The 23,847-nt window shown below is 70.4% G+C and carries 22 protein-coding genes; 9 read left to right on the forward strand and 13 right to left on the reverse strand.

Going from position 1 to position 23,847, the window contains the following annotated elements; genetic code table 11:
• The first annotated feature begins 41 nt into the window (after nucleotides 1-41).
• From CHR28_RS11730 to CHR28_RS11740, 3 genes are all read left to right on the forward strand, one after another.
• Complete coding sequence (locus tag CHR28_RS11730; RefSeq protein ID WP_094053490.1) at nucleotides 42-1,796, forward strand: outer membrane protein assembly factor BamB family protein; 1,755 nt, start codon at nucleotides 42-44, stop codon at nucleotides 1,794-1,796.
• A 58-nt stretch (nucleotides 1,797-1,854) separates the two neighbouring features.
• Nucleotides 1,855-3,729, forward strand: a complete 1,875-nt coding sequence (locus CHR28_RS11735; protein WP_094053491.1) for an outer membrane protein assembly factor BamB family protein — start codon at nucleotides 1,855-1,857, stop codon at nucleotides 3,727-3,729.
• A 238-nt stretch (nucleotides 3,730-3,967) separates the two neighbouring features.
• Nucleotides 3,968-4,648: a helix-turn-helix transcriptional regulator gene (locus tag CHR28_RS11740; RefSeq protein WP_094053492.1), complete on the forward strand. Its 681-nt coding sequence runs from the start codon at nucleotides 3,968-3,970 to the stop codon at nucleotides 4,646-4,648.
• Between the two features lie 325 nt (nucleotides 4,649-4,973).
• Here CHR28_RS11740 and CHR28_RS11745 read toward each other — a convergent pair whose 3' ends face one another.
• A complete protein-coding gene (locus CHR28_RS11745; protein ID WP_094053493.1) occupies nucleotides 4,974-5,291 on the reverse strand; it encodes a hypothetical protein in 318 nt (105 codons plus the stop codon).
• Between the two features lie 20 nt (nucleotides 5,292-5,311).
• On the reverse strand, nucleotides 5,312-6,991 hold the full coding sequence (locus tag CHR28_RS11750; protein ID WP_094053494.1) for a sodium:solute symporter family protein: 1,680 nt from the start codon (nucleotides 6,989-6,991) through the stop codon (nucleotides 5,312-5,314).
• Nucleotides 6,992-7,155: 164 nt separating this feature from the next.
• Here CHR28_RS11750 and galT point away from each other — a divergent pair, with 164 nt between their 5' ends.
• From galT to galK, 3 genes are read left to right on the forward strand one after another with little or no spacing between them, the layout of a single operon-like run.
• Nucleotides 7,156-8,217, forward strand: coding sequence for a galactose-1-phosphate uridylyltransferase (galT, locus tag CHR28_RS11755; RefSeq protein ID WP_094053495.1), 1,062 nt, complete (start codon nucleotides 7,156-7,158; stop codon nucleotides 8,215-8,217).
• Nucleotides 8,214-9,176 (forward strand): UDP-glucose 4-epimerase GalE, encoded by a 963-nt coding sequence (gene galE / locus CHR28_RS11760; RefSeq protein WP_094053496.1) that lies wholly within the window; start codon nucleotides 8,214-8,216, stop codon nucleotides 9,174-9,176. The genes galT and galE overlap by 4 nt, the downstream gene beginning before the upstream one ends.
• 28 nt (nucleotides 9,177-9,204) lie before the next feature.
• The gene (gene galK / locus CHR28_RS11765; RefSeq protein WP_094053497.1) at nucleotides 9,205-10,368 is read left to right on the forward strand and encodes a galactokinase; all 1,164 of its coding nucleotides are present in this window, start codon (nucleotides 9,205-9,207) and stop codon (nucleotides 10,366-10,368) included.
• Between the two features lie 25 nt (nucleotides 10,369-10,393).
• Here galK and CHR28_RS11770 read toward each other — a convergent pair whose 3' ends face one another.
• From CHR28_RS11770 to CHR28_RS11780, 3 genes are all read right to left on the reverse strand, one after another.
• A complete protein-coding gene (locus tag CHR28_RS11770; RefSeq protein WP_256984223.1) occupies nucleotides 10,394-11,233 on the reverse strand; it encodes a hypothetical protein in 840 nt (279 codons plus the stop codon).
• Nucleotides 11,234-11,406: 173 nt separating this feature from the next.
• Nucleotides 11,407-12,063 carry a hypothetical protein gene (locus CHR28_RS11775; RefSeq protein ID WP_094053499.1) on the reverse strand — a complete coding sequence of 219 codons (657 nt, stop codon included), beginning with the start codon at nucleotides 12,061-12,063 and terminating at the stop codon, nucleotides 11,407-11,409.
• A gap of 68 nt (nucleotides 12,064-12,131) precedes the next feature.
• Nucleotides 12,132-12,608 (reverse strand): GNAT family N-acetyltransferase, encoded by a 477-nt coding sequence (locus CHR28_RS11780; protein WP_094053500.1) that lies wholly within the window; start codon nucleotides 12,606-12,608, stop codon nucleotides 12,132-12,134.
• Nucleotides 12,609-12,905: 297 nt separating this feature from the next.
• Between CHR28_RS11780 and CHR28_RS11785 the strand changes: the two genes are divergently transcribed.
• Nucleotides 12,906-13,673 (forward strand): LuxR C-terminal-related transcriptional regulator, encoded by a 768-nt coding sequence (locus CHR28_RS11785; protein WP_031117914.1) that lies wholly within the window; start codon nucleotides 12,906-12,908, stop codon nucleotides 13,671-13,673.
• Here the strand turns inward: CHR28_RS11785 and tamR are convergent.
• Entirely contained in the window at nucleotides 13,632-14,129 is a 498-nt protein-coding gene (gene tamR, locus CHR28_RS11790; RefSeq protein ID WP_094053595.1) for a MarR family transcriptional regulator TamR, read from the reverse strand. The two genes, CHR28_RS11785 and tamR, sit on opposite strands and share 42 nt — an antisense overlap.
• Before the next feature lie 140 nt (nucleotides 14,130-14,269).
• Between tamR and CHR28_RS11795 the strand changes: the two genes are divergently transcribed.
• On the forward strand, nucleotides 14,270-15,082 hold the full coding sequence (locus tag CHR28_RS11795) for a trans-aconitate 2-methyltransferase (protein WP_094053501.1): 813 nt from the start codon (nucleotides 14,270-14,272) through the stop codon (nucleotides 15,080-15,082).
• 131 nt (nucleotides 15,083-15,213) lie between these two features.
• Here the strand turns inward: CHR28_RS11795 and CHR28_RS11800 are convergent, their stop codons facing one another.
• Both CHR28_RS11800 and CHR28_RS11805 read right to left on the reverse strand, forming a co-directional pair.
• Nucleotides 15,214-15,891 carry a TetR/AcrR family transcriptional regulator gene (locus CHR28_RS11800; protein WP_094053502.1) on the reverse strand — a complete coding sequence of 226 codons (678 nt, stop codon included), beginning with the start codon at nucleotides 15,889-15,891 and terminating at the stop codon, nucleotides 15,214-15,216.
• Nucleotides 15,888-16,907, reverse strand: coding sequence for an acyl-CoA desaturase (locus CHR28_RS11805; RefSeq protein ID WP_094053503.1), 1,020 nt, complete (start codon nucleotides 16,905-16,907; stop codon nucleotides 15,888-15,890). Before CHR28_RS11805 ends, CHR28_RS11800 begins: the two co-directional genes overlap by 4 nt.
• Nucleotides 16,908-17,202: 295 nt before the next feature.
• Between CHR28_RS11805 and ppc the strand changes: the two genes are divergently transcribed.
• Entirely contained in the window at nucleotides 17,203-19,935 is a 2,733-nt protein-coding gene (gene ppc, locus CHR28_RS11810; RefSeq protein WP_094053504.1) for a phosphoenolpyruvate carboxylase, read from the forward strand.
• Nucleotides 19,936-20,001: 66 nt separating this feature from the next.
• Here the strand turns inward: ppc and CHR28_RS11815 are convergent, their stop codons facing one another.
• The 5 genes from CHR28_RS11815 to CHR28_RS11835 all read right to left on the reverse strand — a co-directional run bounded on the left by CHR28_RS11815 (nucleotide 20,002) and on the right by CHR28_RS11835 (nucleotide 23,825).
• Entirely contained in the window at nucleotides 20,002-20,697 is a 696-nt protein-coding gene (locus tag CHR28_RS11815) for an LPXTG cell wall anchor domain-containing protein (protein ID WP_094053505.1), read from the reverse strand.
• A 138-nt stretch (nucleotides 20,698-20,835) separates the two neighbouring features.
• Nucleotides 20,836-21,327: a hypothetical protein gene (locus CHR28_RS11820; RefSeq protein WP_179272403.1), complete on the reverse strand. Its 492-nt coding sequence runs from the start codon at nucleotides 21,325-21,327 to the stop codon at nucleotides 20,836-20,838.
• Nucleotides 21,328-21,381: 54 nt separating this feature from the next.
• Nucleotides 21,382-21,984, reverse strand: coding sequence for an aminoacyl-tRNA hydrolase (gene pth / locus CHR28_RS11825; protein ID WP_094053507.1), 603 nt, complete (start codon nucleotides 21,982-21,984; stop codon nucleotides 21,382-21,384).
• Between the two features lie 69 nt (nucleotides 21,985-22,053).
• Entirely contained in the window at nucleotides 22,054-22,650 is a 597-nt protein-coding gene (locus CHR28_RS11830; RefSeq protein WP_094053508.1) for a 50S ribosomal protein L25/general stress protein Ctc, read from the reverse strand.
• Between the two features lie 194 nt (nucleotides 22,651-22,844).
• The gene (locus CHR28_RS11835; RefSeq protein ID WP_094053509.1) at nucleotides 22,845-23,825 is read right to left on the reverse strand and encodes a ribose-phosphate diphosphokinase; all 981 of its coding nucleotides are present in this window, start codon (nucleotides 23,823-23,825) and stop codon (nucleotides 22,845-22,847) included.
• Nucleotides 23,826-23,847: the final 22 nt, after the last annotated feature.

Raw genomic sequence — 23,847 nt, forward strand, 5'->3', positions numbered from 1 at the left:
AGGGCGTGGCTGAAAATTGAGTGAAACGGGGGGAGCGACTGATGACTCAGCCGCCCAGTCAGCCGCCGAACGGCGGCTTCGGAGCACCGCAGGACCCGCCGCCGCAGGGCGGTGGCTTCGGGGCACCGACCCCGCCGCCACCCCAGGGCCCGCCGCAGCCCGGCTACGGCTACCCGCAGCAGCCCCCGCAGCAGCCCGGCCCCTACGGCCAGCCCGGACCGTACGCGCCCGGCCCCTACGGCCAGCCGCAGCAGGGCCCGTACGGCCAGCCGCAGCAGCCCGGCCCGTACGGCCAGCCCGGTTACGGCTACCCGCCGCAGCCGCAGTTCCCGGGCGCGCCCGGCACCCCGCCGGGCGGCGGCTCCCGCAACCCCTTCAAGGGCAAGCCGGCAATGATCATCGGTACGGCCGTGGCCGCGCTGCTCGTCGTCGGCGGCACCGTCTGGGCGGTCACCGACAGCGACAGCGGCAAGGGCAGGAAGAAGCCCGTCGCGCAGCAGAGCGACGACCCCAAGGGCGACGCCTCCGCCCCGGTCAACCCCGGTGACGGCGACGGCGACGGCGGCGAGGACCCGGAGAACCTCAACGAGGGCCGCCAGACCGGCGAGGCGAAGGTCCTCTGGTACAAGGAGGCGCCCGACGCGCCCGGTTCCGGCGCCGACGCCCCCGGCATGTGGATCACCGACAAGACGGCGGTGAAGGCGGCGTACAAGCAGCTCCTCGCCTTCAAGGTCGGGGACGGCAAGCCCGCCTGGGACGCCATCACCTTCCCGCAGAAGATCTGCGCGACCACCCCGCAGAAGACGGCCGACGACAAGATCGTCGTCGCCTACATGAGCGGCAGCAGCGACCGCGCCAAGTGCAACCAGCTGCAGGAGGTCGACCTCGACACCGGCGAGAAGGGCTGGACGGAGAAGGTCGCAGACGGCGCCCTGTTCGACTCCACGCTCTCGGTCGAACTGTCCGTCACCGGCACCACGCTGATGGTGGGCCGCTCCCAGTCCGGCACCGCCTACGACGTCACCAACGGCGACAAGCTCTACGACAAGAAGCGCTACGGCGACTCCTGCTTCCCGTCCGCGTTCGCCGGCGGCGAGAAGCTGATCGCGGTCTCCTCCTGCGGCGCGGGCACCGACAAGGAACACGACGAGGTGCAGGAGCTCGACCCGAAGACCGGCAAGGCCAAGTGGACCCAGCCGTTCGACAAGGGCTGGCGGGTCGCGCGCACCTACTCGGTCAGCCCGCTGGTCGTCTACAGCACCAACGAGGACAAGAAGGCCTGGAACATCTCCACCTTCACCTCCGGCGGCAAGTTCCGCTCCCAGGTCGGCTTCGACGAGGACTTCGCCCCCGAGTGCGGCTGGGCCATCCTGGAGCGCGACCTGCAGGGCTGCCAGGGCGTCGCCGTCGACGGCGACACGCTCTACCTGCCGACCGAGGCGACCACCGGCGCGAACGAGATCGTCGCGGTCAACCTGGCCAACGGCAAGGAGAAGTGGCGGGTGAAGTCCCCGTCCGACGAATCGATGCTGCCGATGAAGACCGAGGGCGGCAAGCTCATCGCCTATGTGCAGCCGTCGTACGACGCGGGCGGCCAGGTCGTCGCCATCCCGACCGGCGGCGGCAGCCACAAGCCGGCGAAGCTGCTGCAGAACCCGCAGGGCGCGGCCGACATCGAGGACGGGTTCTTCTCCAAGGACATCGACTGGGTCGACGGACGCTTCTACATCTCCACGACCCGGCTGAGCGGGAACGACGACACGAAGGAGAAGTTGATGCTCGCCTACGGCAAGTGATCCTTCCCTTCCCCGCACGCCCTTCGCCGCCCGTCCCCTTCCCCGAGGTGCTCACGTCATGACCCAGCCTCCGCCCCCGCCCCAGCAGCCCCCGCAGGGGGGCGGGTTCGGGCCGCCGCAGGACCAGCCCCAGCCCCCGCAGACCCCGCCGCCCGCCGGCGGGCCGAACCTCGGCAAGGCGCCCGAGCCGGGCTACGGCTACCCGCAGGCCCCGCAGACGCCTCCGCCGGCCGCCCCGCCGACCCCGCCGCAGCCGGGGTACGGCTATCCGCAGGGCGCCCCGCAGCCGGCCCAGCCCCCGCAGGCCCCGCCCGGCTACGGCCACCCCGGCCAGCAGCCGGGGCCGTACGGCCAGCCGCCGACGGTGCCCTACGGGCAGCCGGGATACGGGCAGCCGGGATACGGGCAGCCGGGATACGGGCAGCAGCCCGGTTACGGCTACCCGCAGGCGACCGTGCCGCTCCAGCCGCAGCCCGGACAGCCGGGCGGCGGCGGGAAGTTCAACGCCCAGGTGGCCATCATCGTCGCCGCGGTCGTGGCGATCGCCCTGATCGTCGGCGGCGGCGTCTGGTACTCCTCGTCCAAGGACGACGGCAAGAAGGACGACACGGCCAGCTCCGGCGGCGCCACCGGCGGCACGACCGACGGCAAGGGCGGCACCGCGACCGGCGGCAAGGAGAAGCCGCCCGCCGACCCCGGCGCCAAGGTCCTGTTCCAGGTCCCGATGCCCGAGGTGAAGAACGACAGCACGGTCGTCGTCAACGGCTCCTGGCTCACCGACAAGGCGTACGTCAAGAGCGGCATCGCCGAACTCCTCGGCTACGACCGCACCAAGGGCACCAAGCTCTGGTCGATCCCGCTGGACGGCCCGGTCTGCCAGGCCAGCCGCCACGTCACCGACGACGGCCTGACGGCGATCCTGCACCAGCCCGCGATGCCGACCAAGGCCGAGCCGTCGCACGGCTGCAGCCAGATCGCACTCGTCGACCTCGACGCGGGCAAGAAGCTGTGGACGAAGACGGTCGAGGCCGGTGGCGACCCGATCAGCTTCGACAACGTCACGATCAGCGGCAAGACCATCGCCGTGGGCAGCACCCGGGGCGGCGCCGCCTACGACGTCTCCGGCAAGCTGCTGTGGAGCCCGAAGCCGAGCGACTCCTGCTACGACGCCGGCTACGGCGGAGGCGAGAAGCTGGTCGCGGTGCGCAAGTGCGGCTCCTACGAGCAGCGCCAGCTGCACATCCAGACCATCGACCCGAAGTCCGGGAAGGTGATCTCGGAGTACAAGATGGCCGAGGGCATCGAGTACGCGAGCGTCGTGTCGACCAACCCGCTGGTGGTGGCCGCCGACGTCGGCGACTCCGCGGGCGACGGCAGCGGCATCTCCGACTTCTTCTCCATCGACAACAAGACCGGCAAGCTGCGCACCCGCATCTCCGCGCCGGGCGAGCAGTTCGCGGCCCGCTGCGAGGGCATCACCCGCATCGAGTACTGCAGCCAGCTGGCCGTCGGCAACGACCGGCTCTACCTGCCGACCGAGGAGCACGACGGCACCGGCAAGTACAGCCAGACCAACGAGATCGTCGCCTTCGACCTCACGACCGGCAAGCAGACCGGGCAGCGGGCCGACGCCGGTGACGGCTACACGATCTCGCCGCTGCGCATGGACGGCGGCAACGTCATCGCCTACAAGCGCCCGCCGTACGACAAGGGCGGACAGATCGTGAGCATCGACGGGGGCAGCTTCAAGCAGACGACGCTGCTGGAGAACCCCGCGACGGACCAGGTGCGGGACGTGGAGACCAGCATGTCGCCGGACTACTCCGAGTTCCTCTACGGCGACGGGCAGCTCTACATGTCCAAGGTGTACGCGAGCAAGCGGTCCGCCGGGCGGGACAAGGAGTACCTCGCGGTCGGCTTCGGCACGAGTTGATCGTCTGGTGATCGGTCCTTGATCGACTGATGGCCGATGCGGCCCCGTCCCTGCTCAGGGGCGGGGCCGTTCGCGTTCCGCTCAGTCAACCTCGAATGCGAGGAATTTCGGCGATCCGGGGCGATTCTCGCGGGTAGGGGGAGCGCAACGTCGAACAAGCGTGTAGCTTCCGGGGGCATGAAGGCGGGGGAGCCGGGGGGCTTCCATCAGGGGGCTGGGGTGACTGGGGGGTTGCTCGATGGGAGTGCGGCTCATGGTGGTCGACGACCACCGACTGCTGGCGGAGGCGCTGGCCTCGGCGCTGAAGCTGCGGGGGCACCGGGTGCTGGCCGCGGCGGCGCCGGCCGCGGGGGCGGCGGAGCTGGTGATCACACGGGCGCCCGAGGTGTGCCTGCTGGGGACGGCCACGCCGGCCGAGCCGGGGATCTTCGACCCGGTGGTGAAGATCAAGCGGGAGCGGCCGCAGGTGGCGGTGCTGGTGCTGGGGCCGGTGCCGAGTCCGCGGGGCATCGCGGCGGCGTTCGCGGCGGGGGCCTCCGGCTATGTCCGGCACGATGAGCGCATAGAGGGTGTCGAGCGGGCCATCATGAAGGCCCGGGCGGGGGAGGCGGCGGTGGCGCCGCAGTTGCTGCAGGGGGCGTTCGGCGAGCTGCTCAACCCGGCGGCGCAGCCGGACGACGAGGGGCAGCGGCTGCTGTCCATGCTCACGCCGAGGGAGGTCGAGGTGCTGGTCCGCGTCGCCGACGGCGAGGACACGCGGCTGATCGCGGCGGGCATGGGCATCGCCCCGTCGACGGCCCGCACGCACGTCCAGCGGGTCCTGATGAAACTGGGCGTCGGCTCCCGCCTGGAGGCAGCGGCCCTGGCGGCCCGGACGGGCTTGCTGGACAGGGCGGGCCCACTACACAGGGAGCAGTGAGCCGCGCGTCCTCGCCTTCGCCTGACGGTGGGTGGTGGGTCGGCGCCGCGCCGGGGGGTGTCCGTCCTCGGAACGGCGCGATGGGGTTGCAAACCGACTCGCTGTCCGTTGACGCGCCAACCGCTGCGGGCGGACACCCCCCGACACGTCCCCTTCTCGCCGTACGCGGGTGCGGGCCGCCCTGGCTGCGGGCATGTGTGCCGCTGGGGCGATGGGGGTCCCCCCTGCTCGAGCGGAGCCGAGAGCTTGGGGGAGGGTGGGTGCAGCGGTACCTCGTTGCGCCGAGTTGCGCACCCACCCGGCCCCGGCAGCCACACGCGGGGAGCTACTCCACCCGCTCGTCACCCTCCGGCTCGACCGACGGCGGCGGCGGAGCCGTCGGCCTCAGCTTCAGCCACACCAGGAAGAACACCCCCAGCGCGAGCATGCCCAGACCGGTCCACAGGTTGATGTTCACCCCCTCGGCCTTGTCGATGTCGGCATCGGACGCCGTCAGCCCCGCGATCGTCACGATCACGCCGTACAGCACGAACAGCCCGCCGATGATCCGCCGGATGTCGAACAGCCGCGCGGCGGTCGCCGACTTGCCCTGCAGCTCGGAGACTTCCCGCTGCACGTCCTTCTCGGAGTAGAACTCGGACATGTTCCCTCAGCCTCCCTGCGTCAGAACGAGAACGGGATGTAGCAGGCCGCGGCCAGCACGATGGCGCCCCAGCCGAGCAGCGCCGGCTTGCGGTACCAGGCCTCGTCCCCCGGCGCCGGCGGCTCCGCCATACCGGGCGAGGTCGTGCCGTAGACCAGCCCCTGCAGCTCCTCCGTCGGCTTCGGCGCGGTGAACAGCGACACCGCCACCATGACGACCGCGCCCGCGACGAATCCCGCGATCGCCGAGACGAAGTTGGCCCCCTGGTCGGAGGGGATGTCGATGATGTCCTGCTTGTAGAGGACGAAGTAGTTGACCATCGCTGCCGTGGTGCCCGCGAGCAGTCCCCAGAAGCCGGACTTCATCGACGCCCGCTTCCAGAACATGCCGATGATGAAGACCACGAACATCGGCACGTTGAAGAAGGAGAACAGCGTCTGGAGGTAGCTCATGATGTTCGAGAAGGACGACGCCAGGAACGCCGTGCCGATCGAGGCCAGGACGCCGATCGCGGTGATGATCCGGCCGAAGCGCACGTAGTACTCGTCCTCGCGGTCCCGGACGACGTACTTGGCCCAGATGTCCGTCGTGAACACCGTGTTGAACGACGACACGTTGGCCGCCATGCCCGCCATGAACGCCGCGAGCAGACCGGTGACGGCGATGCCGAGCACGCCGTTGGGCAGCAGCTGTTCCATCAGGTAGGGGATCGCGTCGTTGTACTGGAGGTCGGACTCCGGCGTACCGATCTTCGGCACCAGGACGGCGGCGACCAGACCCGGGATCATCACGAGGAACACGATGAAGATCTTCGGGAACGCGGCGATCAGCGGCGTGCGCTGGGCCGCCGAGAGGTTCTTCGCGGACAGGGCGCGCTGCACCTCGGCGAAGTTCGTCGTCCAGTAGCCGAACGAGAGCACGAAGCCGAGGCCGAGGACGATGGTCAGCCAGTTGGCGCCCAGCGGGTTGTCGCTGCCGATGCCCGTGCCGCCCCAGGCGGTCATGAAGTCGGCGCCCCGGGACTCGGTGAGGGAGTCCGACAGCCCGTCCCAGCCGCCGACGCTCTTCAGGCCGAGCACCGTGATGGGGATGAGCGCGGCGAGGATCACGAAGAACTGCAGCACCTCGTTGTAGATGGCCGAGGAGAGGCCGCCGAGGGTGATGTACGCGAGGACGAAGAAGCCGGCGACCACGATCGCCACCCACTCGGGCCAGCCCAGCAGCGCCTCGACGACGATGGCCAGCGCGTAGAGGTTGACGCCGGCGATGAGGATGGCGGCGAAGGCGAAGAGGACCGAACTGAGCAGGTGCGCCGCCCTGTCGAAGCGCAGCAGCAGGAACTCGGGGACCGAGCGGACCTTGGAGCCGTAGTAGAAGGGCATCATGACCAGGCCCAGGAAGACCATGGCCGGGATGGCGCCGATCCAGTACCAGTGCGTCGTGTAGACGCCGTACTGGGCGCTGTTGGCGGCCATGCCCAGGATCTCCGTCGCGCCCAGGTTGGCGGCGATGAACGCCAGACCGGTGACCCAGGCGGGCAGGGAGCGGCCGGAGAGGAAGAAGTCGAGGCTGGTCTTCACCGAACGTCTCGCGGCGAAACCGATGCCGAGGACGACGACGAAGTAGATCCCGAGGAGGGTGTAGTCGAGCCAGTTGGTGGGGAGCCGTAGCTCGGCTGCCAGAAATGTGGGGGTTTGCATGAGCCCTCGCTTTGTCGCGCGAACCGATACCTCGCGGAATCTACGTGTCCGCGTTCAGCCATTGAACACTTCTGGTGATGCTCTTTGTTGGATTGTGATGTTGACGATTGAGGGGAATGGTGTTTTGATATGTTCGGTTATGTTTGAAGAATGAGGAGTCCGGCGTGAAGAAGACCTCGACCCGGCTGGCCGACGGTCGCGAGCTCATCTACTACGACCTGCGGGACGACACCGTGCGCGGCGCGGCCGACCGCCGTCCCCTGGACCGGACTGTCACCACCTCCGAGATCCGCCGCGACCCCCTGCTCGGCGACAGCGTCGCGATCGCCTCCCACCGCCAGGGCCGCACCTACCACCCCCCGGCCGACGAGTGCCCCCTGTGCCCCTCCGAGGGCGACCGGCTGAGCGAGATCCCCGACTCTTCCTACGACGTCGTGGTCTTCGAGAACCGCTTCCCCTCGCTCGCCGGCGACTCCGGCCGCTGCGAGGTCGTCTGCTTCACCTCCGACCACGACGCGTCCTTCGCCCGACTCTCCGAGGAGCAGGCGGGCCTGGTGCTGGAGGCGTGGACGGACCGTACGGCGGAGCTGTCCCATCTCCCCTCCGTCGAGCAGGTGTTCTGCTTCGAGAACCGGGGCGCCGAGATCGGTGTGACCCTCCAGCATCCGCACGGGCAGATCTACGCCTACCCCTTCACCACCCCGCGCACCGCCCTGATGCTCCGCTCCGTCGCCGCCCACAAGGAGATGACGGGCGGTGAGAACCTCTTCGACGCCGTCCTGGAACGCGAGCTCGCCGACGAGCGGGTGGTCCTGGAGGGCGAGCACTGGGTGGCGTTCGTGCCGTACGCGGCGCACTGGCCGTACGAGGTCCACCTGTACCCCAGGCGCCGCGTGCCCGACCTGCTCGGGCTGGACGAGGCCGCGCGCACAGAGTTCCCCAAGGTCTATCTGGAACTCTTGAGGCGCTTCGACCGGATCTTCGGTGAGAACGAGCCTCCGACGCCCTACATCGCGGCCTGGCACCAGGCCCCGTTCGGCGCGCTGGAGGAGTTCGACGGCGTCGTGCGCGAGGACTTCGCGCTCCACCTCGAGCTTTTCACCATCCGCCGCACTTCCGGCAAGCTGAAGTTTCTCGCGGGTTCCGAGTCCGGCATGAACGTGTTCATCAACGACGTGCCGCCGGAGCGCGCGGCCGAGCGACTGCGAGAGGTAGCGAGTTCATGAGCGGGAAGTACCTGGTGACGGGCGGCGCGGGATACGTCGGCGGTGTGGTCGCCCAGCATCTGCTGGAGGCCGGTCACGACGTCGTCGTCCTCGACAACCTCTCCACCGGCTTCCGCGAGGGCGTCCCGGCCGGTGCCTCCTTCGTCGAGGGCGACATCCGCGACGCCGCCAAATGGCTGGACTCCTCCTTCGACGGCGTCCTGCACTTCGCGGCGTTCTCCCAGGTCGGCGAGTCCGTCGTGAAGCCGGAGAAGTACTGGGACAACAACGTCGGCGGCACGATGGCCCTGCTGGCCGCGATGCGCGAGGCGGGCGTGCGCAGGCTGGTCTTCTCCTCCACGGCGGCCACCTACGGCGAACCGGAAGAGGTCCCGATCGTCGAGTCGGCCCCGACGAAGCCCACCAACCCCTACGGCGCCTCCAAGCTCGCCGTCGACCACATGATCACGGGCGAGGCGGCGGCGCACGGCCTGGGCGCGGTCTCCCTGCGTTACTTCAACGTGGCCGGGGCCTACGGCGCCCACGGCGAGCGCCACGACCCCGAGTCCCACCTCATCCCGCTGGTGCTGCAGGTCGCGCAGGGCCGGCGCGACGCGATCTCCGTCTACGGCGACGACTACCCGACGCCGGACGGCACCTGCGTGCGCGACTACATCCACGTCGCCGACCTGGCCGAGGCCCACCTGCTGGCCCTGCGGGCCGCCACCCCCGGCGAGCACCTGATCTGCAACCTCGGCAACGGCAACGGCTTCTCCGTCCGCGAGGTCATCGAGACGGTCCGCCGCGTGACCGGCCACCCGATCCCCGAGGTCGTGGCCCCCCGCCGGGGCGGCGATCCGGCGGTCCTGGTGGCGTCGGCCGCCACGGCCCGCGAGAAGCTGGGCTGGAACCCGTCCCGCGCGGATCTCGCGGGAATCGTCGCGGACGCGTGGGACTTCGCGCAGCGGCACGGCAACTAGAAGGTACGGAAAGGGTCAGGGGTCAGGCATGAGCGAGGCTGTGGCGCAGACGGTCGCCTCCCGGTTCAGCGAGCTGTACGGCGCCGAGCCGGACGGGGTGTGGGCGGCGCCGGGCCGCGTCAACCTCATCGGCGAGCACACCGACTACAACGACGGCTTCGTCATGCCGTTCGCCCTGCCCCACCAGGCGGTGGCCGCGGTGTCCCGCCGCGCGGACGGCGTCCTGCGCCTGCACTCGGCGGACGTCGAGGGCGGCGTGAGCGAACTCCGCCTCGACGACCTCGCCCCCGAGTCGGACAAGGGCTGGACGGCGTACCCGGCGGGCGTGGTCTGGGCGTTGCGCGAGGCCGGCCACGCGGTGACGGGCGCGGACGTCCACCTCGCCTCCACCGTCCCCTCGGGCGCGGGCCTGTCGTCCTCGGCGGCCCTGGAGATCGTGGTCGCCCTGGCCCTGAACGACCTGTTCTCCCTCGGCCTGCGCGGCTGGCAGCTGGCCCGCCTGTGCCAGCGCGCGGAGAACGTCTACGTCGGCGCCCCGGTCGGCATCATGGACCAGACGGCGTCGGCGTGCTGCGAGGCCGGCCACGCGCTGTTCCTCGACACCCGCGACCTGTCCCAGAAGCAGATCCCCTTCGACCTGGCGGCCGAGGGCATGCGGCTGCTGGTCGTCGACACGCAGGTCAAGCACGCCCACAGCGAGGGCGAGTACGGCAAGCGCCGCGCGGGCTGCGAGAAGGGCGCGGCCCTGCTCGGCGTGGACGCGCTGCGCGACATCCCCTACGCCGGGCTGGACGAGGCCCTGGCCCGCCTCGGCGACGAGGAGGAGGTCCGCCGCCTGGTCCGCCACGTCGTCACGGAGGACGAACGCGTCGAACGGGTCGTCTCCCTCCTCGAATCCGGCCAGACCCGCGCGATCGGTCCGGTCCTGGTCGAGGGCCACGCCTCCCTGCGCGACGACTTCCGCATCTCCTGCCCGGAGCTGGACCTGGTCGTCGACACGGCCCTGACGGCCGGCGCCCTGGGCGCGCGGATGACCGGCGGCGGCTTCGGCGGCTCGGCGATCGTCCTGGCGGAGGAGGCGGACGTGGACGCGATCACCAAGGCGATCACGGAAGCCTTCGCCACGGCGAACTTCCCAACCCCCAGAGTCTTCGAAGCAACCCCGTCCCCGGGAGCCCACCGCCTCACCTGACCCCCGACCACGACCGACCCCCTCGTCAGCGATTGACGGCCTGGATCTCCTGGACCGGCACCTCGGTGGTCGTGGCGAACGTCCCGTCGGGCAGGTCACCGCCCGAGCCGCCCGCGCCCTCCCAGGTGATCTCCCAGGTGAGAGTCGCCTGGAGGGCGTAGGTGCCGTCCCCGGACGACCGCAGGTACCGCACCCCGCACGGAGGCGTCAGCTCCGCCTTGCCCCTGGCGTACGGCTCTCCGATCGAGCCGTCCTCGTTGATCCGGCACTCGCCGGCCGCGGGAAGCGTTTCCGCGTCCTCCGTGCCCGCGTCGATGTGCAGGCTCACCGGCTTGGCGGTCGTCGTCGCCCACAGCCCCGTGCCGGGCAGACTCGCCGTCACGGACACGGGCTTGAAGGCGCCCTTGTCCAGCCAGATCCAGGTGGGGGCGTTCACAGTGGACCTGCCGTCCGGCGCCATGGAGATCCTGGTCGGCGGCACGACGGTCCGCTGATGCGCGAGCCCGGCAAGAGTCTCGGTGTCGATGGCCTGGGGAACGTCCGGATTCTGACCGTTGTCGACCCAGAAGGGCTTGCGTCCGCAGGTGCCCGCGTCAGGGTCGTCTTTCATCTTCGGATTCTTCACGGCCACCCACCACATGCCCTCGTCGTTCTTGGCGACGTTGAAGTCCTTGTAGGGGTGGCCCTCCTTGTAGCGGGCCTTGTCGTCCGCGATACCCGCGGGCGCGCCGCCCATGGATTCGTAGATCGACCAGTTGGCCTCGGTGTAGGTCTTGAAGTCCTCCGCCTTCCAGTAGGGCTCGTACCAGCAAGCCGGTGGCTCCCAGTCGACCGCGGCGGACGTGACCGGACCGCTGTCCTTCACGGGGGCTTGGCCCTTCACGTGGAAGCTGACACGCGAATCAAGCACGGGCCCCGAGGCATTGCCGGACGCCTCCTCCGTCTGGGCTCCATTGCTGCCGATCCCACCGGCGACGGCCGTGTCTACGCCGAGGAGAAGAAGGGCAGCTGTCAGAGCCGCGAGTGCGCAGCGCTGGGTCACGGCTGGCACCTCTGGGAACCGCGGTCCTCGTGCAGACTCCAGATCTGCCAGACGCCCTGCTTGTCCTTCTTCACGGCGGCGTTGTAGTACACGTAGCTGTCAGGCGAGGTCGCGGTCACCTTCACCTTGTCCGTCTTCAAGTCCTTGACGTTCGCCTTGCTCTCGTCCACGCAGTACGTCAGCGCGCCCGACGCCTTGTCGAACACCGTCACCTGGCGGTCGAAGTAGCGCAGGGTGCCCGCCCAACTGGTTTTCCTGGCGTTGTTGTCCTTGGCGTAGTTGTAGACGCCCCTCAGCGCGGAGTCCGTGTAGTAGAACGCCATGCCCGACTTCTTCAGGTCGCCGTACGCCACGGCCTGCCACACGGTGCTGACAGCCCGTTGGTTGTCCGCCAGGATCGCGTCCTTCGTAGCGTCCCCGGTCTGCCGTCCCTCGAAGACCAGCTTCATGTCCGACGGCAGCTCGATCTCCGGCCGGTCGATGCCGTCCGCCGTAGTGGACCCCGAGGGCGAGGCCGACGGCGTTTCAGCGGCATCCGCTCCGGCGATCTTGTCCGACGGCGACCCGTCACCTCCCCCCGAGCCGCAAGCGGTCAGCAGCAGGGCCGCGGAGGCGGTGAGCACGGCTGTCACGAGCCGGGCAGGGCGGTTCACTCAAGTCTCCCGTCGGTGGGGGGAATTACAGGTGCGAACCCACGCTATCGCTGCCCCCACCTGCGCAGTCACCGAGGATGCCGTCCCGGCGTCAGTCTCTTCACCAGCGTGTACTCCGTGATCCCCGGCGGATAGTCCGGCACCACGCACACCACCTCGTACCCGTGCTTCCGGTAGAAGCGCGGGGCCTGGAAGTCCCAGGTCTCCAGGCGGGACATGCGGCAGGCGCGTTCCGTCACGGCGATGTGTTCCGCCCGCGCGAGCAGCCCGGCGCCCAGGCCCCGGCCCCGGTGGCGTTCGTCCACCCACAGGTACGTCACGTGCAGCCAGGTCGCCCACGTGTGGCCGACCAGACCGCCGGCCAGGTTCCCGTCGGCGTCGTTCACAGCCCACACGTGCAACGGGACGTCCCGTTCGTCCGGTGTTCCGCGCAGGGCGCGCAGGACCGGAGAGGCGGCTGTGTTCGCCTCCCGCAGGCGTGTACGGAGCAGATCACGTCGAGCCTTGTCGACTTCTGTCTCAAGACGGAACATGCGGCACACCATAAACGCGCCGGACAGTCAGTTCTGCAAATAACCTTCCGCTCCGGGCCCCCGCCCGTACCCTGATGAACAGCACCGGTGGGGGCCGGTGCCGCTCAGGGGGCGAGACAGCCGGGTACGACACCCGGAGTGGGGGTAGCGGTTCCTTCACGGCGGCGGCCGTGCGGCTGCGGCGACCCGGTCATGCTGCGGCGAGGACGGACAGGCGCAGCGGACGCACACTCCGGGGTCGTACCCGCGGTGTCGTCTCCCGACGATGGGGTATCCCCTGCTCTTCAAGAGCTCGGGTAAGGGGGTTTCGTGGTTCGCATCCGAGTCCTGGTCGTCGACGACCATCGCATCTTCGCCGAGTCACTCGCCGCGGCCCTGGCCGCCGAGCCCGACGTCGACGTCTCCGCCGCCGGCAGCGGTCCCGCCGCGCTGCGCAGCCTGGAGCGCGCGGTCGCCGAGGGGCGCCGGTTCGACGTGCTGCTCGTCGACGCCGATCTGGGCGGCAAGGTGCCGGGCGCGCGCCCGGCCGTACCCGTGCAGGAGGGCAACGAGGACGGGCTCGTGGACGGGATATCCCTGGTCACGGGCGTGCGCTCCGCGCAGCCGAACGTACGGATCGTCGTGCTCGCCGAGAAGGACGACCCGCGGCGGGCCGCGCTCGCCCTGCAGGCCGGCGCCTCCGGGTGGGTCGCGAAGGACTGCTCGCTGTCCCGGCTGCTCACCGTCATCCGGGGCGTGCTGCGCGACGAGACGCATCTGCCGCCCGCCCTGCTCACGGGCGTCCTGCGCGAGCTGACCGCCGCCCGCAAGCACCGCACCGAGAGCGAGCGGCTCGTGGAGTCCCTCACTCCGCGTGAGCGGGAAGTGCTGCGGTGCATGGTGGCGGGGCTGGGGCGCAAGGCCGTCGCCGAGCGCCTGTATCTGTCGCCGCACACCGTGCGGACCCATATGCAGAACGTCCTGGGCAAGCTGGGGGTGCATTCCACGCTCGCCGCCGTCGCGCTCGCCCGGCGGGCCGGAGTGGGGCCCGTCGACCTAGCCGGGGATGTTGTCGAACGGGGCGGTCAGCTGGCGTAGCAGCCCCGCCAGTTCGCCGCGCTGGGCCCGGGTCAGCTCCGCGAGGATCGCGCGCTCCTGGTCCAGCAGGCCCGCCAGGGCCTGGTCCGCGCGGTCCCGGCCCACGTCCGTGAGCCGGACGAGGACGCCCCGGCGGTCGCTGGGATCGGGCAGGCGCTCCACCAGGCCCTTCTTCGCCAGGCGGTCGATGCGGTTCGTCATCGTGCCCGAGGTGACCAGCGTCTGGGTGAGGAGCTGTCCGGGCGAGAGCTGATACGGCGTGCCCGCGCGGCGCAGGGCCGTCAGCACGTCGAACTCCCACGGCTCCAGACCGTGCTCCGAGAAGGCCAGGCGGCGGGCCCGGTCCAGGTGCCGGGCCAGTCTGCTCACGCGGCTGAGCACCTCGAGCGGTTCCACGTCGAGGTCCGGGCGCTCCCGGCGCCATGCTGCGACCAGCCGGTCGACCTCGTCCTCCATGACGATCAGTGTAGTGGTTGTGTCGACGTAGAGTCTCTTGACGTCCATTATCTTGACATCGAGAGACCTGCGGCGTCACGCTGGGTGCGCGTCTCGTCCGCGCCGTCGTACGGTCACCTCGAAGGACACCAGGAGGACCCATGCCCGCCCTCACCTGGGACCCCGCCCAGTACCTGCGCCACGCGGGCCACCGCGCCCGGCCCTTCGCCGACCTCCTCGCCCGCGTCCCCGGCCTGCCCGGCGAGCCGCCCCGCGTCGCCGACCTCGGCTGCGGCCCCGGCAACGTCACCGCGCTGATCGCCGACCGGTGGCCCACCGCCCGGATCACCGGCTACGACAACGCCCCCGAGATGCTCGCCCGGGCCCGCGCCGACCACGAGGGCCCGACCCCCGGCGGCGGGCGCCTCGACTTCGCCCCCGCCGACGCCCGCACCTGGACACCAGGCGAGCCGTACGACCTGATCGTCAGCAACGCCACCCTGCAGTGGGTGCCCGGGCACGCGGAACGCTTCGCCGACTGGGTCGAAGGGCTGAGGCCCGGCGGGGTCCTCGCCTTCCAGGTGCCCGGCAACTTCGACGCCCCCAGCCACCGGCTGATGCGCGCCCTCGCCGAGTCACCGCCCTGGCGCGACCGGCTCGCCGGCACCCTGCGCCACGCCGACGCCGTACTCGGCCCCGAGGCCTACCACGAACGGCTCGCGGCCCTCGGCTGCGCGGCCGACGTGTGGGAGACGACGTATCTGCACGTCCTGCGGGGCGAGGACCCCGTGCTCGACTGGGTGAAGGGGACCGGCCTGCGGCCCGTGCTCACCGCGCTCGCCGACGATCCCGAGGCCCGGGAGGACTTCCTCGCCGCGTACCGGCAGGCCCTGCGGGAGGCCTATCCGGCCGGACCGCACGGCACGCCGTTCCCGTTCCGCCGGGTCTTCGCCGTGGCGCGCAAGGAGGCCTGACGCCACGGCGGGCGCGCATGTCCGGCCGGCCGCCGGCCCCCCGCCGCCCGCCTCGCCGCCCGGCCCGGCGGCGGGCAACGGCTCCGTGCACCTGCACCCGGGGATCGAGGAGGACTCCCGGGAGGAAGCCGCTAGGCCTTGCGGCGCCCTATCAGATGAGGCCTGGCCTCCAGGCCGTCCAGGCCGTGCCACGCCAGGTTCACCAGGTGCGCGGCCACCTCGGCCTTCTTCGGCTTGCGCACGTCCAGCCACCACTGGCCGGTCAGGGCGACCATCCCGACCAGGGCCTGGGCGTACAGCGGCGCCAGCTTGGGGTCGAAGCCGCGGCTCTTGAACTCCCGGCCCAGGATGTCCTCCACCTGGGTGGCGATGTCCGAGATCAGCGAGGCGAACGACCCGGTGGACTGGGGGATGGGCGAGTCACGGACCAGGATGCGGAAGCCGTCCGTGTACTCCTCGATGTAGTCCAGCAGCGCGAAAGCCGCCTGCTCGCACAGTTCGCGCGGGTGACCGGCGGTGAGAGAGCCGGTCACCATGTCCAGCAGGCGGCGCATCTCGCGGTCCACCACGACCGCGTACAGCCCTTCCTTGCCGCCGAAGTGCTCGTAGACCACCGGCTTGGAGACCCCGGCCTTCGCCGCGATCTCCTCGACCGACGTGCCCTCGAACCCCTTGGCGGCGAAGAGCGTGCGACCGATCTCCAGCAGCTGCTGGCGGCGCTCGGCACCGGTCATACGGGTGCGACGCGCTCGCCGCGGCTTGTCATTGCTCGGGGTGCTGCTCGAGTCGGTCGCCACAGCGACCATCATGCCGCCTCGACGGGCTCCTTCCCGCGCCGGGAGCCGCCTTCCCCGGTGGTACGCCGCGAATCGATACGCGAGCGTGACGGCCAGCGCACGTCGTACGCCCAGCCGGCCATCTCGAACCAGCGGATCAGCCGCGCCGAGGAGTCCAGCTGGCCACGCATCACACCGTGCCGCGCGGAGGTCGGGTCGGCATGGTGCAGGTTGTGCCAGGACTCGCCGCAGGACAGGACCGCCAGCCACCACACGTTGCCCGAACGGTCACGCGACTTGAAGGGGCGCTTGCCCACCGCGTGGCAGATCGAGTTGATGGACCAGGTCACGTGGTGCAGCAGGGCCACCCGGACGAGCGAACCCCAGAAGAAGCCCGTGAACGCGCCCCACCAGGACATCGTGACCAGACCGCCGATCAGCGGCGGCAGCGCCAGCGACACCACCGTCCACAGCACGAACTGGCGGGAGATGGCCCGCAGCGTCTTGTCCTTGATCAGGTCCGGGGCGTACTTCTCCTGCGGCGTCTGCTCCTCGTCGAACATCCATCCGATGTGCGCCCACCACAGGCCCTTCATCAGGGCCGGCAGGGTCTCGCCGAACCGCCACGGCGAGTGCGGGTCGCCCTCCGCGTCGGAGAACTTGTGGTGCTTGCGGTGATCGGCCACCCAGCGCACCAGCGGCCCCTCCACCGCCATCGACCCCGCGATCGCCAGCGCGATCTTCAGGGGCCGCTTCGCCTTGAAGGACCCGTGCGTGAAGTGGCGGTGGAACCCGATCGTGATGCCGTGGCACCCCAGGTAGTAGAAGAAGACCAGCAGGCCGAGGTCCAGCCAGCTCACTCCCCATCCCCACGCCAGCGGCACGGCCGCCAGCAGCGCGAGGAACGGGACGATGATGAAGATGAGGAGGGCGATCTGCTCGATGGACCGCTTCTTCTCGCCGCCCAGCGTGGCGGAGGCCGCCGCGGCGTCGATGGGCTGACCGGGCGCCTGCGGGGCGTCCTCGATCACGTCGGAACTACTGGTCATACGCGTCCCCTGGGGGGTATGTGGATGGAGAAGGAGTAGCCCGGCCACGGGAATCCGTGCAGTGCTTCCTACGGTTCCGTAACCTACGGCATCGTAAGTATGGCAGTGCGTCGCTCCGCGGCAAGAGCCCGACAGCCTGCGCGTCCCGGCCGACACCTATCCTTGAGTCGGTCGGACAGCGCGGTCCGCTCTGATTTCTTCCCGGACGTCCGGCCCCGTAAGCGGCGCCCGCCGCGCGAGACGCCGTCCGGGTTCCCCTCCCAGACGAGCTTCAACACTGCAAGGAGCCGCACCTGTGAGCAGTGCCGACGACCAGACCACGACGACGAGCAGTGAGCTGCGTGCCGACATCCGCCGCCTGGGCGACCTCCTCGGAGAGACCCTCGTCCGGCAGGAGGGCCCCGAGCTCCTGGACCTCGTCGAGAAGGTCCGCCGCCTCACCCGAGAGGACGGCGAGGCCGCCGCCGAGCTGCTGCGCGGCACCGAACTCGACACCGCGGCCAAGCTGGTCCGCGCCTTCTCCACCTACTTCCACCTGGCCAACGTCACCGAGCAGGTCCACCGCGGCCGCGAGCTGCGCGCCCGCCGCGCCGCCGAGGGCGGACTCCTCGCCCGCACGGCCGACCGCCTCAAGGACGCCGACCCCGAACACCTGCGCGAGACGGTCCGCAACCTCAACGTCCGCCCCGTCTTCACGGCCCACCCCACCGAGGCCGCACGCCGCTCGGTCCTCAACAAGCTCCGGCGCATCGCCGCGCTCCTGGAGACCCCGGTCATCGAGTCCGACCGCCGCCGCCTCGACATCCGGCTGGCCGAGAACATCGACCTCGTCTGGCAGACCGACGAACTGCGCGTCGTACGCCCCGAGCCCGCCGACGAGGCCCGCAACGCCATCTACTACCTCGACGAACTCCACGCCGGCGCCGTCGGCGACGTCCTGGAGGACCTCACCGCCGAACTGGAGCGGGCCGGCGTCAAGCTCCCCGACGACACCCGCCCCCTCACCTTCGGCACCTGGATCGGCGGCGACCGCGACGGCAACCCCAACGTCACCCCCCAGGTGACCTGGGACGTCCTCATCCTCCAGCACGAGCACGGCATCAACGACGCCCTGGAGACCATCGACGAACTCCGCGGCTTCCTGTCCAACTCCATCCGCTACGCCGGCGCCACCGAGGAACTGCTGACCTCCCTCCAGACCGACCTGGAGAACCTCCCCGAGATCAGCCCCCGCTACAAGCGCCTCAACGCCGAGGAGCCCTACCGGCTCAAGGCCACCTGCATCCGGCAGAAGCTGGAGAACACCAAGAAGCGCCTCGCCGAGGGCACCCCGCACGTCGACGGCCGCGACTACCTCGGCACCGGCGAACTCCTCGCCGACCTGCGCATCATCCAGGCCTCCCTGCGCGAGCACCGCGGCGGGCTCTTCGCCGACGGCCGCCTCGCCCGCACCATCCGCACCCTCGCCGCCTTCGGCCTCCAGCTCGCCACCATGGACGTCCGCGAACACGCCGACGCCCACCACCACGCCCTCGGCCAGCTCTTCGACCGCCTCGGCGAGGAATCCTGGCGCTACGCCGACATGCCCCGCGACTACCGCGCCAAGCTCCTCGCCAAGGAACTCAGGTCCCGCCGGCCCCTCGCCCCCACCCCGGCACCCGTCGACGCGCCCGGCGAGAAGACCCTCGGCGTCTTCCAGACCGTGAAGAAGGCCCTGGAGGTCTTCGGACCCGAGGTCATCGAGTCCTACATCATCTCCATGTGCCAGGGCGCCGACGACGTCTTCGCCGCCGCCGTCCTCGCCCGCGAGGCCGGCCTCATCGACCTGCACGCCGGCTGGGCCAAGATCGGCATCGTCCCCCTGCTGGAGACCACCGACGAGCTCAAGGCCGCCGACACCATCCTGGAGGACATGCTCTCCGACCCCTCCTACCGGCGCCTGGTCGCGCTGCGCGGAGACGTCCAGGAGGTCATGCTCGGCTACTCCGACTCCTCCAAGTTCGGCGGCATCACCACCAGCCAGTGGGAGATCCACCGCGCCCAGCGCCGCCTGCGCGACGTCGCCCACCGCTACGGCGTCCGCCTGCGCCTCTTCCACGGCCGCGGCGGCACCGTCGGCCGCGGCGGCGGCCCCACCCACGACGCCATCCTCGCCCAGCCCTGGGGCACCCTCGAAGGCGAGATCAAGGTCACCGAGCAGGGCGAGGTCATCTCCGACAAGTACCTCATCCCCTCCCTGGCCCGGGAGAACCTGGAACTCACCGTGGCGGCCACCCTCCAGGCCTCCGCCCTGCACACCGCGCCCCGCCAGTCCACCGAGGCCCTCGCCCGCTGGGACGCCGCCATGGACGTCGTCTCCGACGCCGCCCACGCCGCCTACCGCCGCCTCGTCGAGGACCCCGACCTGCCGACGTACTTCCTCGCGTCGACACCGGTGGACCAGCTCGCCGACCTGCACCTGGGCTCCCGGCCCTCCCGCCGCCCCGGCTCCGGCGTCTCGCTCGACGGCCTGCGCGCCATCCCCTGGGTGTTCGGCTGGACCCAGTCCCGGCAGATCGTCCCCGGCTGGTTCGGCGTCGGCTCCGGCCTCAAGGCCCTGCGCGAGGCCGGGCTCGACACCGTCCTGGACGAGATGCACGAGCAGTGGCACTTCTTCCGCAACTTCATCTCCAACGTCGAGATGACCCTCGCCAAGACCGACCTGCGCATCGCCCAGCACTACGTCGACACCCTCGTCCCCGACGAGCTCAAGCACGTCTTCGACACCATCAAGGCCGAACACGAACTGACCGTCGCCGAGGTCCTCCGCGTCACCGGCGAGAACGAACTGCTGGACGCCGCACCCGTCCTCAAGCAGACCTTCGCCATCCGCGACGCCTACCTCGACCCCATCTCCTACCTCCAGGTCGCCCTGCTCAAGCGGCAGCGCGACGCGGCCGCCGCGGGCGAGACCCCCGACCCGCTGCTCGCCCGCGCCCTGCTCCTCACCGTCAACGGCGTGGCGGCCGGCCTGCGCAACACCGGCTGACCCCTCCCCGCACACGAACGGTGCCCCCGAGCCGCACAGGCCCGGGGGCACCGCTCATGTCACACGTCAGCCGCGACCCGCCTGCCGGCGCCGGAACACCAGGAACCCGCCGGCCGCGAGCAGCACCGCCCCCACACCCGACAGCAGCCCCACCGGAGCACCGCTGCCCGTCTCGGCCAGATCACCGCCCGCGACGCCCTGCGCCGACGGCGACGCACCCGCGCCGGCCGACGCCCCCGGAGACCCCGACGCGCCGGGCTCACCCGGCTCACCCGGCTCGCCCGACGGAGCCCCGGACGCCCCGGACGACGGCGACGCGGACGCCGGCCCGGACGGCGTCCCACCACCGGGCGCCTCGTCCTCGCAGTCCGTCCAGAACACCTTGTGCTTCGCCGCGCCCTTCTCACCGTCGAAGTTCCAGAACAGCTTGTAATGCCCGTCCGGCAGCGACAGATCCCCGCTCCGGCCGTGACCCTCGCCGTCCAGCGTCAGCGCACCCGACTTCACCGTCTCCCCCTTGTTCTCACTCGGGGGGATGGCGTCGATGTGCCAGTCGACCTGCTGACCACCGTCGAAACCGAAGGCGTCCAGGTAGAAGGTGCACACATGCGGCTCGTTGCGACGCAGCTCCTCGCCCGTCGCGGCGTCATGGATCTTGACCGTGCCGTTGTCACCGGGCGGGGTGGCGTGCGCGGCGGGAGCGAACAGGAGGGCCGCGGAGGCGGTGGCGCAGACAGCGCCGAGGGGGGAGAGGATGCGCATCGCGAGGTAATCCATCTTCGAGAAGTGACGGGAAGATGTGGAGGGGGCGGCTCAGCTTCCAGCCCGGCCCGGCAGCACGTCAATCACGAACACACAACACTCGGGCCCCTCCACAGAACCGGAGAACGCCCCGACCCCTCAGACCGTCACGAAAGCGGCCGTCAGCAACGCCACACCCGACAACCCCAGCACCCACGCCGCCCGCGTCCGCAGCAGCCCACCCGCCACCACGACCGACGCCAGCAACAACGCACCACCCAGCGGAACCCACGCGTACAGCACACCCGCCGGACCCGAACGCACCGCCTCGGCACCGCCCGGCTTCAGCACCACCGTGTACGTCCGGCCCCGCTCCACCGCGACCGACCGCTCCAGCACCACCTTCGACCGCGGCTGCGACCCCGCCGACACCGGCGCGAACCGGCCCCAGCACGTGTCGGCACCGCACCGCGTCACATCGACCGTGCCCCGCTCCCGGCCCTTCGTCAGCATCACGTGCTGCGCCGTACCCCACGACGCCCACACCCCCGCGACCAGGATCAGCACCGCGACAGCGCCCATCACCACGAACCGCCCGAACCGCAGCACGGCGGCCGAGGCCGGACGAGAAGAAAGGGCATGGGCGGGCATGGCCGGGATCATTGGCCATGCCTCAACGGCCCGTCAACCTCGCCGGGTGACAAGTCAGGAGTTGTACGTGCTTTGCGCCCGCTCCAGCCCCTCGATCACCAGACACTCCACCGCGTCCGCCGCCCGGTCCACGAAGTAGTCCAGCTCCTTGCGCTCCGCCGACGAGAAGTCCTTCAGCACGAAGTCCGCCACCGGCATCCGCCCCGGAGGCCGCCCGATCCCGAACCGCACCCGGTGGTAATCCGCCCCGAACGCCTTCGTCATCGACTTCAGACCGTTGTGCCCGTTGTCCCCGCCGCCCAGCTTCAGCCGCAGCGTCCCGTAGTCGATGTCCAACTCGTCGTGCACCGCCACCACATGAGCCACCGGCACCTTGTAGAAATCCCGCAGCGCGTTCACCGGCCCGCCCGACAGGTTCATGTACGACATCGGCTTCGCCACGATCACCCGCCGGTTCAGCGGCCCCGGCGGCCCGATCCGGCCCTCGACCACCTGCGCCTGCGCCCGCCCGGCCCGCTTGAACCTCCCCCCGACCCGCTCCGCCAGCAGATCGGCCACCATGAAGCCCACGTTGTGCCGGTTGCCCGCGTACTCCGGCCCCGGATTGCCCAGCCCCACGATCAGCCAGGGAGCGGCGGCATCGGTCGTCACGTCCATGTCTCCTTCATACGCGTCGGCCGCTGCCCCGCACGGGAACAGCGGCCGACGAAACGACGACGAAGAGGATCAGGCCTCGGCGGCCTCGTCCTCAGCGGCCTCCTCGCCCTCCGGGGCCTCCTCGGCCTGCGCGGCCAGCACCTGCAGGACGACGGCGTCCTCCTCGACGGCCAGCGTCGTGCCCTTCGGCAGCGTGATGTCCTTGGCCAGGATCGAGGCACCGGCCTCCAGACCCTCCACCGACACCGTCACCGACTCGGGGATGTGCGTCGCCTCGGCCTCGACCGGCAGCGCGTTCAGCACGTGCTCCAGCAGGTTGCCGCCGGGAGCCAGCTCACCCTCGGTCTGCACCGGGATCTCGACCGTGACCTTCTCGCCACGCTGGACCAGCTGCAGGTCCACGTGCTCCAGGAAGCCCTTCAGCGGGTCACGCTGCACCGACTTCGGAATCGCCAGCTCGTTGGTCTTGCCGTCGATGTCCAGCGCGATCAGCACGTTCGGCGTACGCAGCGCCAGCAGCAGCTCATGACCCGGCAGGGTCAGGTGGATCGGGTCGGAACCGTGCCCGTACAGGACACCCGGAACCTTGTCCTCACGACGGATACGGCGCGCGGCACCCTTGCCGAACTCGGTGCGCGTCGCGGCGGAGATCTTCACCTCGGACATAGTCACTCCTCGAAGTCAGAAACGGACGTGGTCACCCGGCCACGAACGGCCTGCTACGAAGAGCGCGTCGATAACGGACCGCCGCATCCCGCTGAACCAACGGGAACGGCCTCCCTCGCCGAGCAACTGCAGCAGTCTACTCGGACCCGGAGGCCGCACCCAAAACGATCTCTGCAGGAGCCCTGCGGCGATCCCTACTGCTCGTCGAAGAGGCTCGTCACCGAACCGTCCTCGAACACCTCACGCACCGCACTCGCGATCGTCGGCGCGATCGACAGCACCGAGATCTTGTCCAGGTCCCGGCCCAGCTCCGACGGCGTCGGCAGCGTGTTCGTGAACACGAACTCACTCACCCGCGAGTTCTTCAGCCGGTCCGCCGCCGGACCCGACAGCACACCGTGCGTCGCCGTCACGATCACGTCCTCCGCGCCGTGCGCGAACAGCGCGTCCGCCGCGGCACAGATCGTCCCACCCGTGTCGATCATGTCGTCCACCAGGACACACACGCGACCCTTCACCTCACCCACGACCTCGTGGACGGTGACCTGGTTCGCGACGTCCTTGTCCCGCCGCTTGTGCACGATCGCCAGCGGCGCACCCAGCCGGTCGCACCAGCGGTCCGCGACCCGCACCCGGCCCGCGTCCGGAGAGACGACCGTCAGCTTCTCCCGGTCCACCTTCCGGCCCACGTAGTCCGCCAGCAGCGGCAGCGCGAACAGGTGGTCCACCGGACCGTCGAAGAAGCCCTGGATCTGGTCCGTGTGCAGATCCACGGTCAGGATCCGGTCCGCACCCGCCGTCTTCATCATGTCCGCGATCAGACGCGCCGAGATCGGTTCACGCCCGCGGTGCTTCTTGTCCTGCCGCGCGTAACCGTAGAACGGCACGATGACCGTGATGGAGCGGGCCGACGCACGCTTCAGCGCGTCGATCATGATCAGCTGCTCCATGATCCACTTGTTGATCGGAGCCGTGTGGCTCTGGATCAGGAAGCAGTCGGCACCCCGCGCCGACTCCTGATAACGCACATAGATCTCACCGTTGGCGAAGTCGAAGGCCTTCGTCGGGACGACCCCGACACCCAGCTGTTGGGCGACCTCCTCCGCAAGCTCGGGGTGGGCGCGGCCGGAGAAGAACATCATCTTCTTCTCGCCGGTCGTCTTGATCCCGGTCACAGCACTGTCTCCTCAGAGGTGT

Origin of the sequence: Streptomyces sp. XY006 (genome assembly GCF_002237655.1) — a bacterium.
Taxonomy (GTDB): domain Bacteria; phylum Actinomycetota; class Actinomycetes; order Streptomycetales; family Streptomycetaceae; genus Streptomyces; species Streptomyces levis.

What these genes read in the sequence shown, in the direction of transcription:
- CHR28_RS11730 (WP_094053490.1), top strand. Translation starts at nt 42, where the DNA reads ATGACTCAGCCGCCCAGTCAGCCGCCGAACGGCGGCTTCGGAGCACCG.
- CHR28_RS11735 (WP_094053491.1), top strand. Translation starts at nt 1,855, where the DNA reads ATGACCCAGCCTCCGCCCCCGCCCCAGCAGCCCCCGCAGGGGGGCGGG.
- CHR28_RS11740 (WP_094053492.1), top strand. Translation starts at nt 3,968, where the DNA reads ATGGGAGTGCGGCTCATGGTGGTCGACGACCACCGACTGCTGGCGGAG.
- CHR28_RS11745 (WP_094053493.1), bottom strand. Translation starts at nt 5,291, where the DNA reads ATGTCCGAGTTCTACTCCGAGAAGGACGTGCAGCGGGAAGTCTCCGAG.
- CHR28_RS11750 (WP_094053494.1), bottom strand. Translation starts at nt 6,991, where the DNA reads ATGCAAACCCCCACATTTCTGGCAGCCGAGCTACGGCTCCCCACCAAC.
- galE (WP_094053496.1), top strand. Translation starts at nt 8,214, where the DNA reads ATGAGCGGGAAGTACCTGGTGACGGGCGGCGCGGGATACGTCGGCGGT.
- galK (WP_094053497.1), top strand. Translation starts at nt 9,205, where the DNA reads ATGAGCGAGGCTGTGGCGCAGACGGTCGCCTCCCGGTTCAGCGAGCTG.
- CHR28_RS11780 (WP_094053500.1), bottom strand. Translation starts at nt 12,608, where the DNA reads ATGGTGTGCCGCATGTTCCGTCTTGAGACAGAAGTCGACAAGGCTCGA.
- tamR (WP_094053595.1), bottom strand. Translation starts at nt 14,129, where the DNA reads ATGGAGGACGAGGTCGACCGGCTGGTCGCAGCATGGCGCCGGGAGCGC.
- CHR28_RS11795 (WP_094053501.1), top strand. Translation starts at nt 14,270, where the DNA reads ATGCCCGCCCTCACCTGGGACCCCGCCCAGTACCTGCGCCACGCGGGC.
- CHR28_RS11800 (WP_094053502.1), bottom strand. Translation starts at nt 15,891, where the DNA reads ATGATGGTCGCTGTGGCGACCGACTCGAGCAGCACCCCGAGCAATGAC.
- CHR28_RS11805 (WP_094053503.1), bottom strand. Translation starts at nt 16,907, where the DNA reads ATGACCAGTAGTTCCGACGTGATCGAGGACGCCCCGCAGGCGCCCGGT.
- CHR28_RS11815 (WP_094053505.1), bottom strand. Translation starts at nt 20,697, where the DNA reads ATGCGCATCCTCTCCCCCCTCGGCGCTGTCTGCGCCACCGCCTCCGCG.
- CHR28_RS11820 (WP_179272403.1), bottom strand. Translation starts at nt 21,327, where the DNA reads ATGCCCGCCCATGCCCTTTCTTCTCGTCCGGCCTCGGCCGCCGTGCTG.
- pth (WP_094053507.1), bottom strand. Translation starts at nt 21,984, where the DNA reads ATGGACGTGACGACCGATGCCGCCGCTCCCTGGCTGATCGTGGGGCTG.
- CHR28_RS11830 (WP_094053508.1), bottom strand. Translation starts at nt 22,650, where the DNA reads ATGTCCGAGGTGAAGATCTCCGCCGCGACGCGCACCGAGTTCGGCAAG.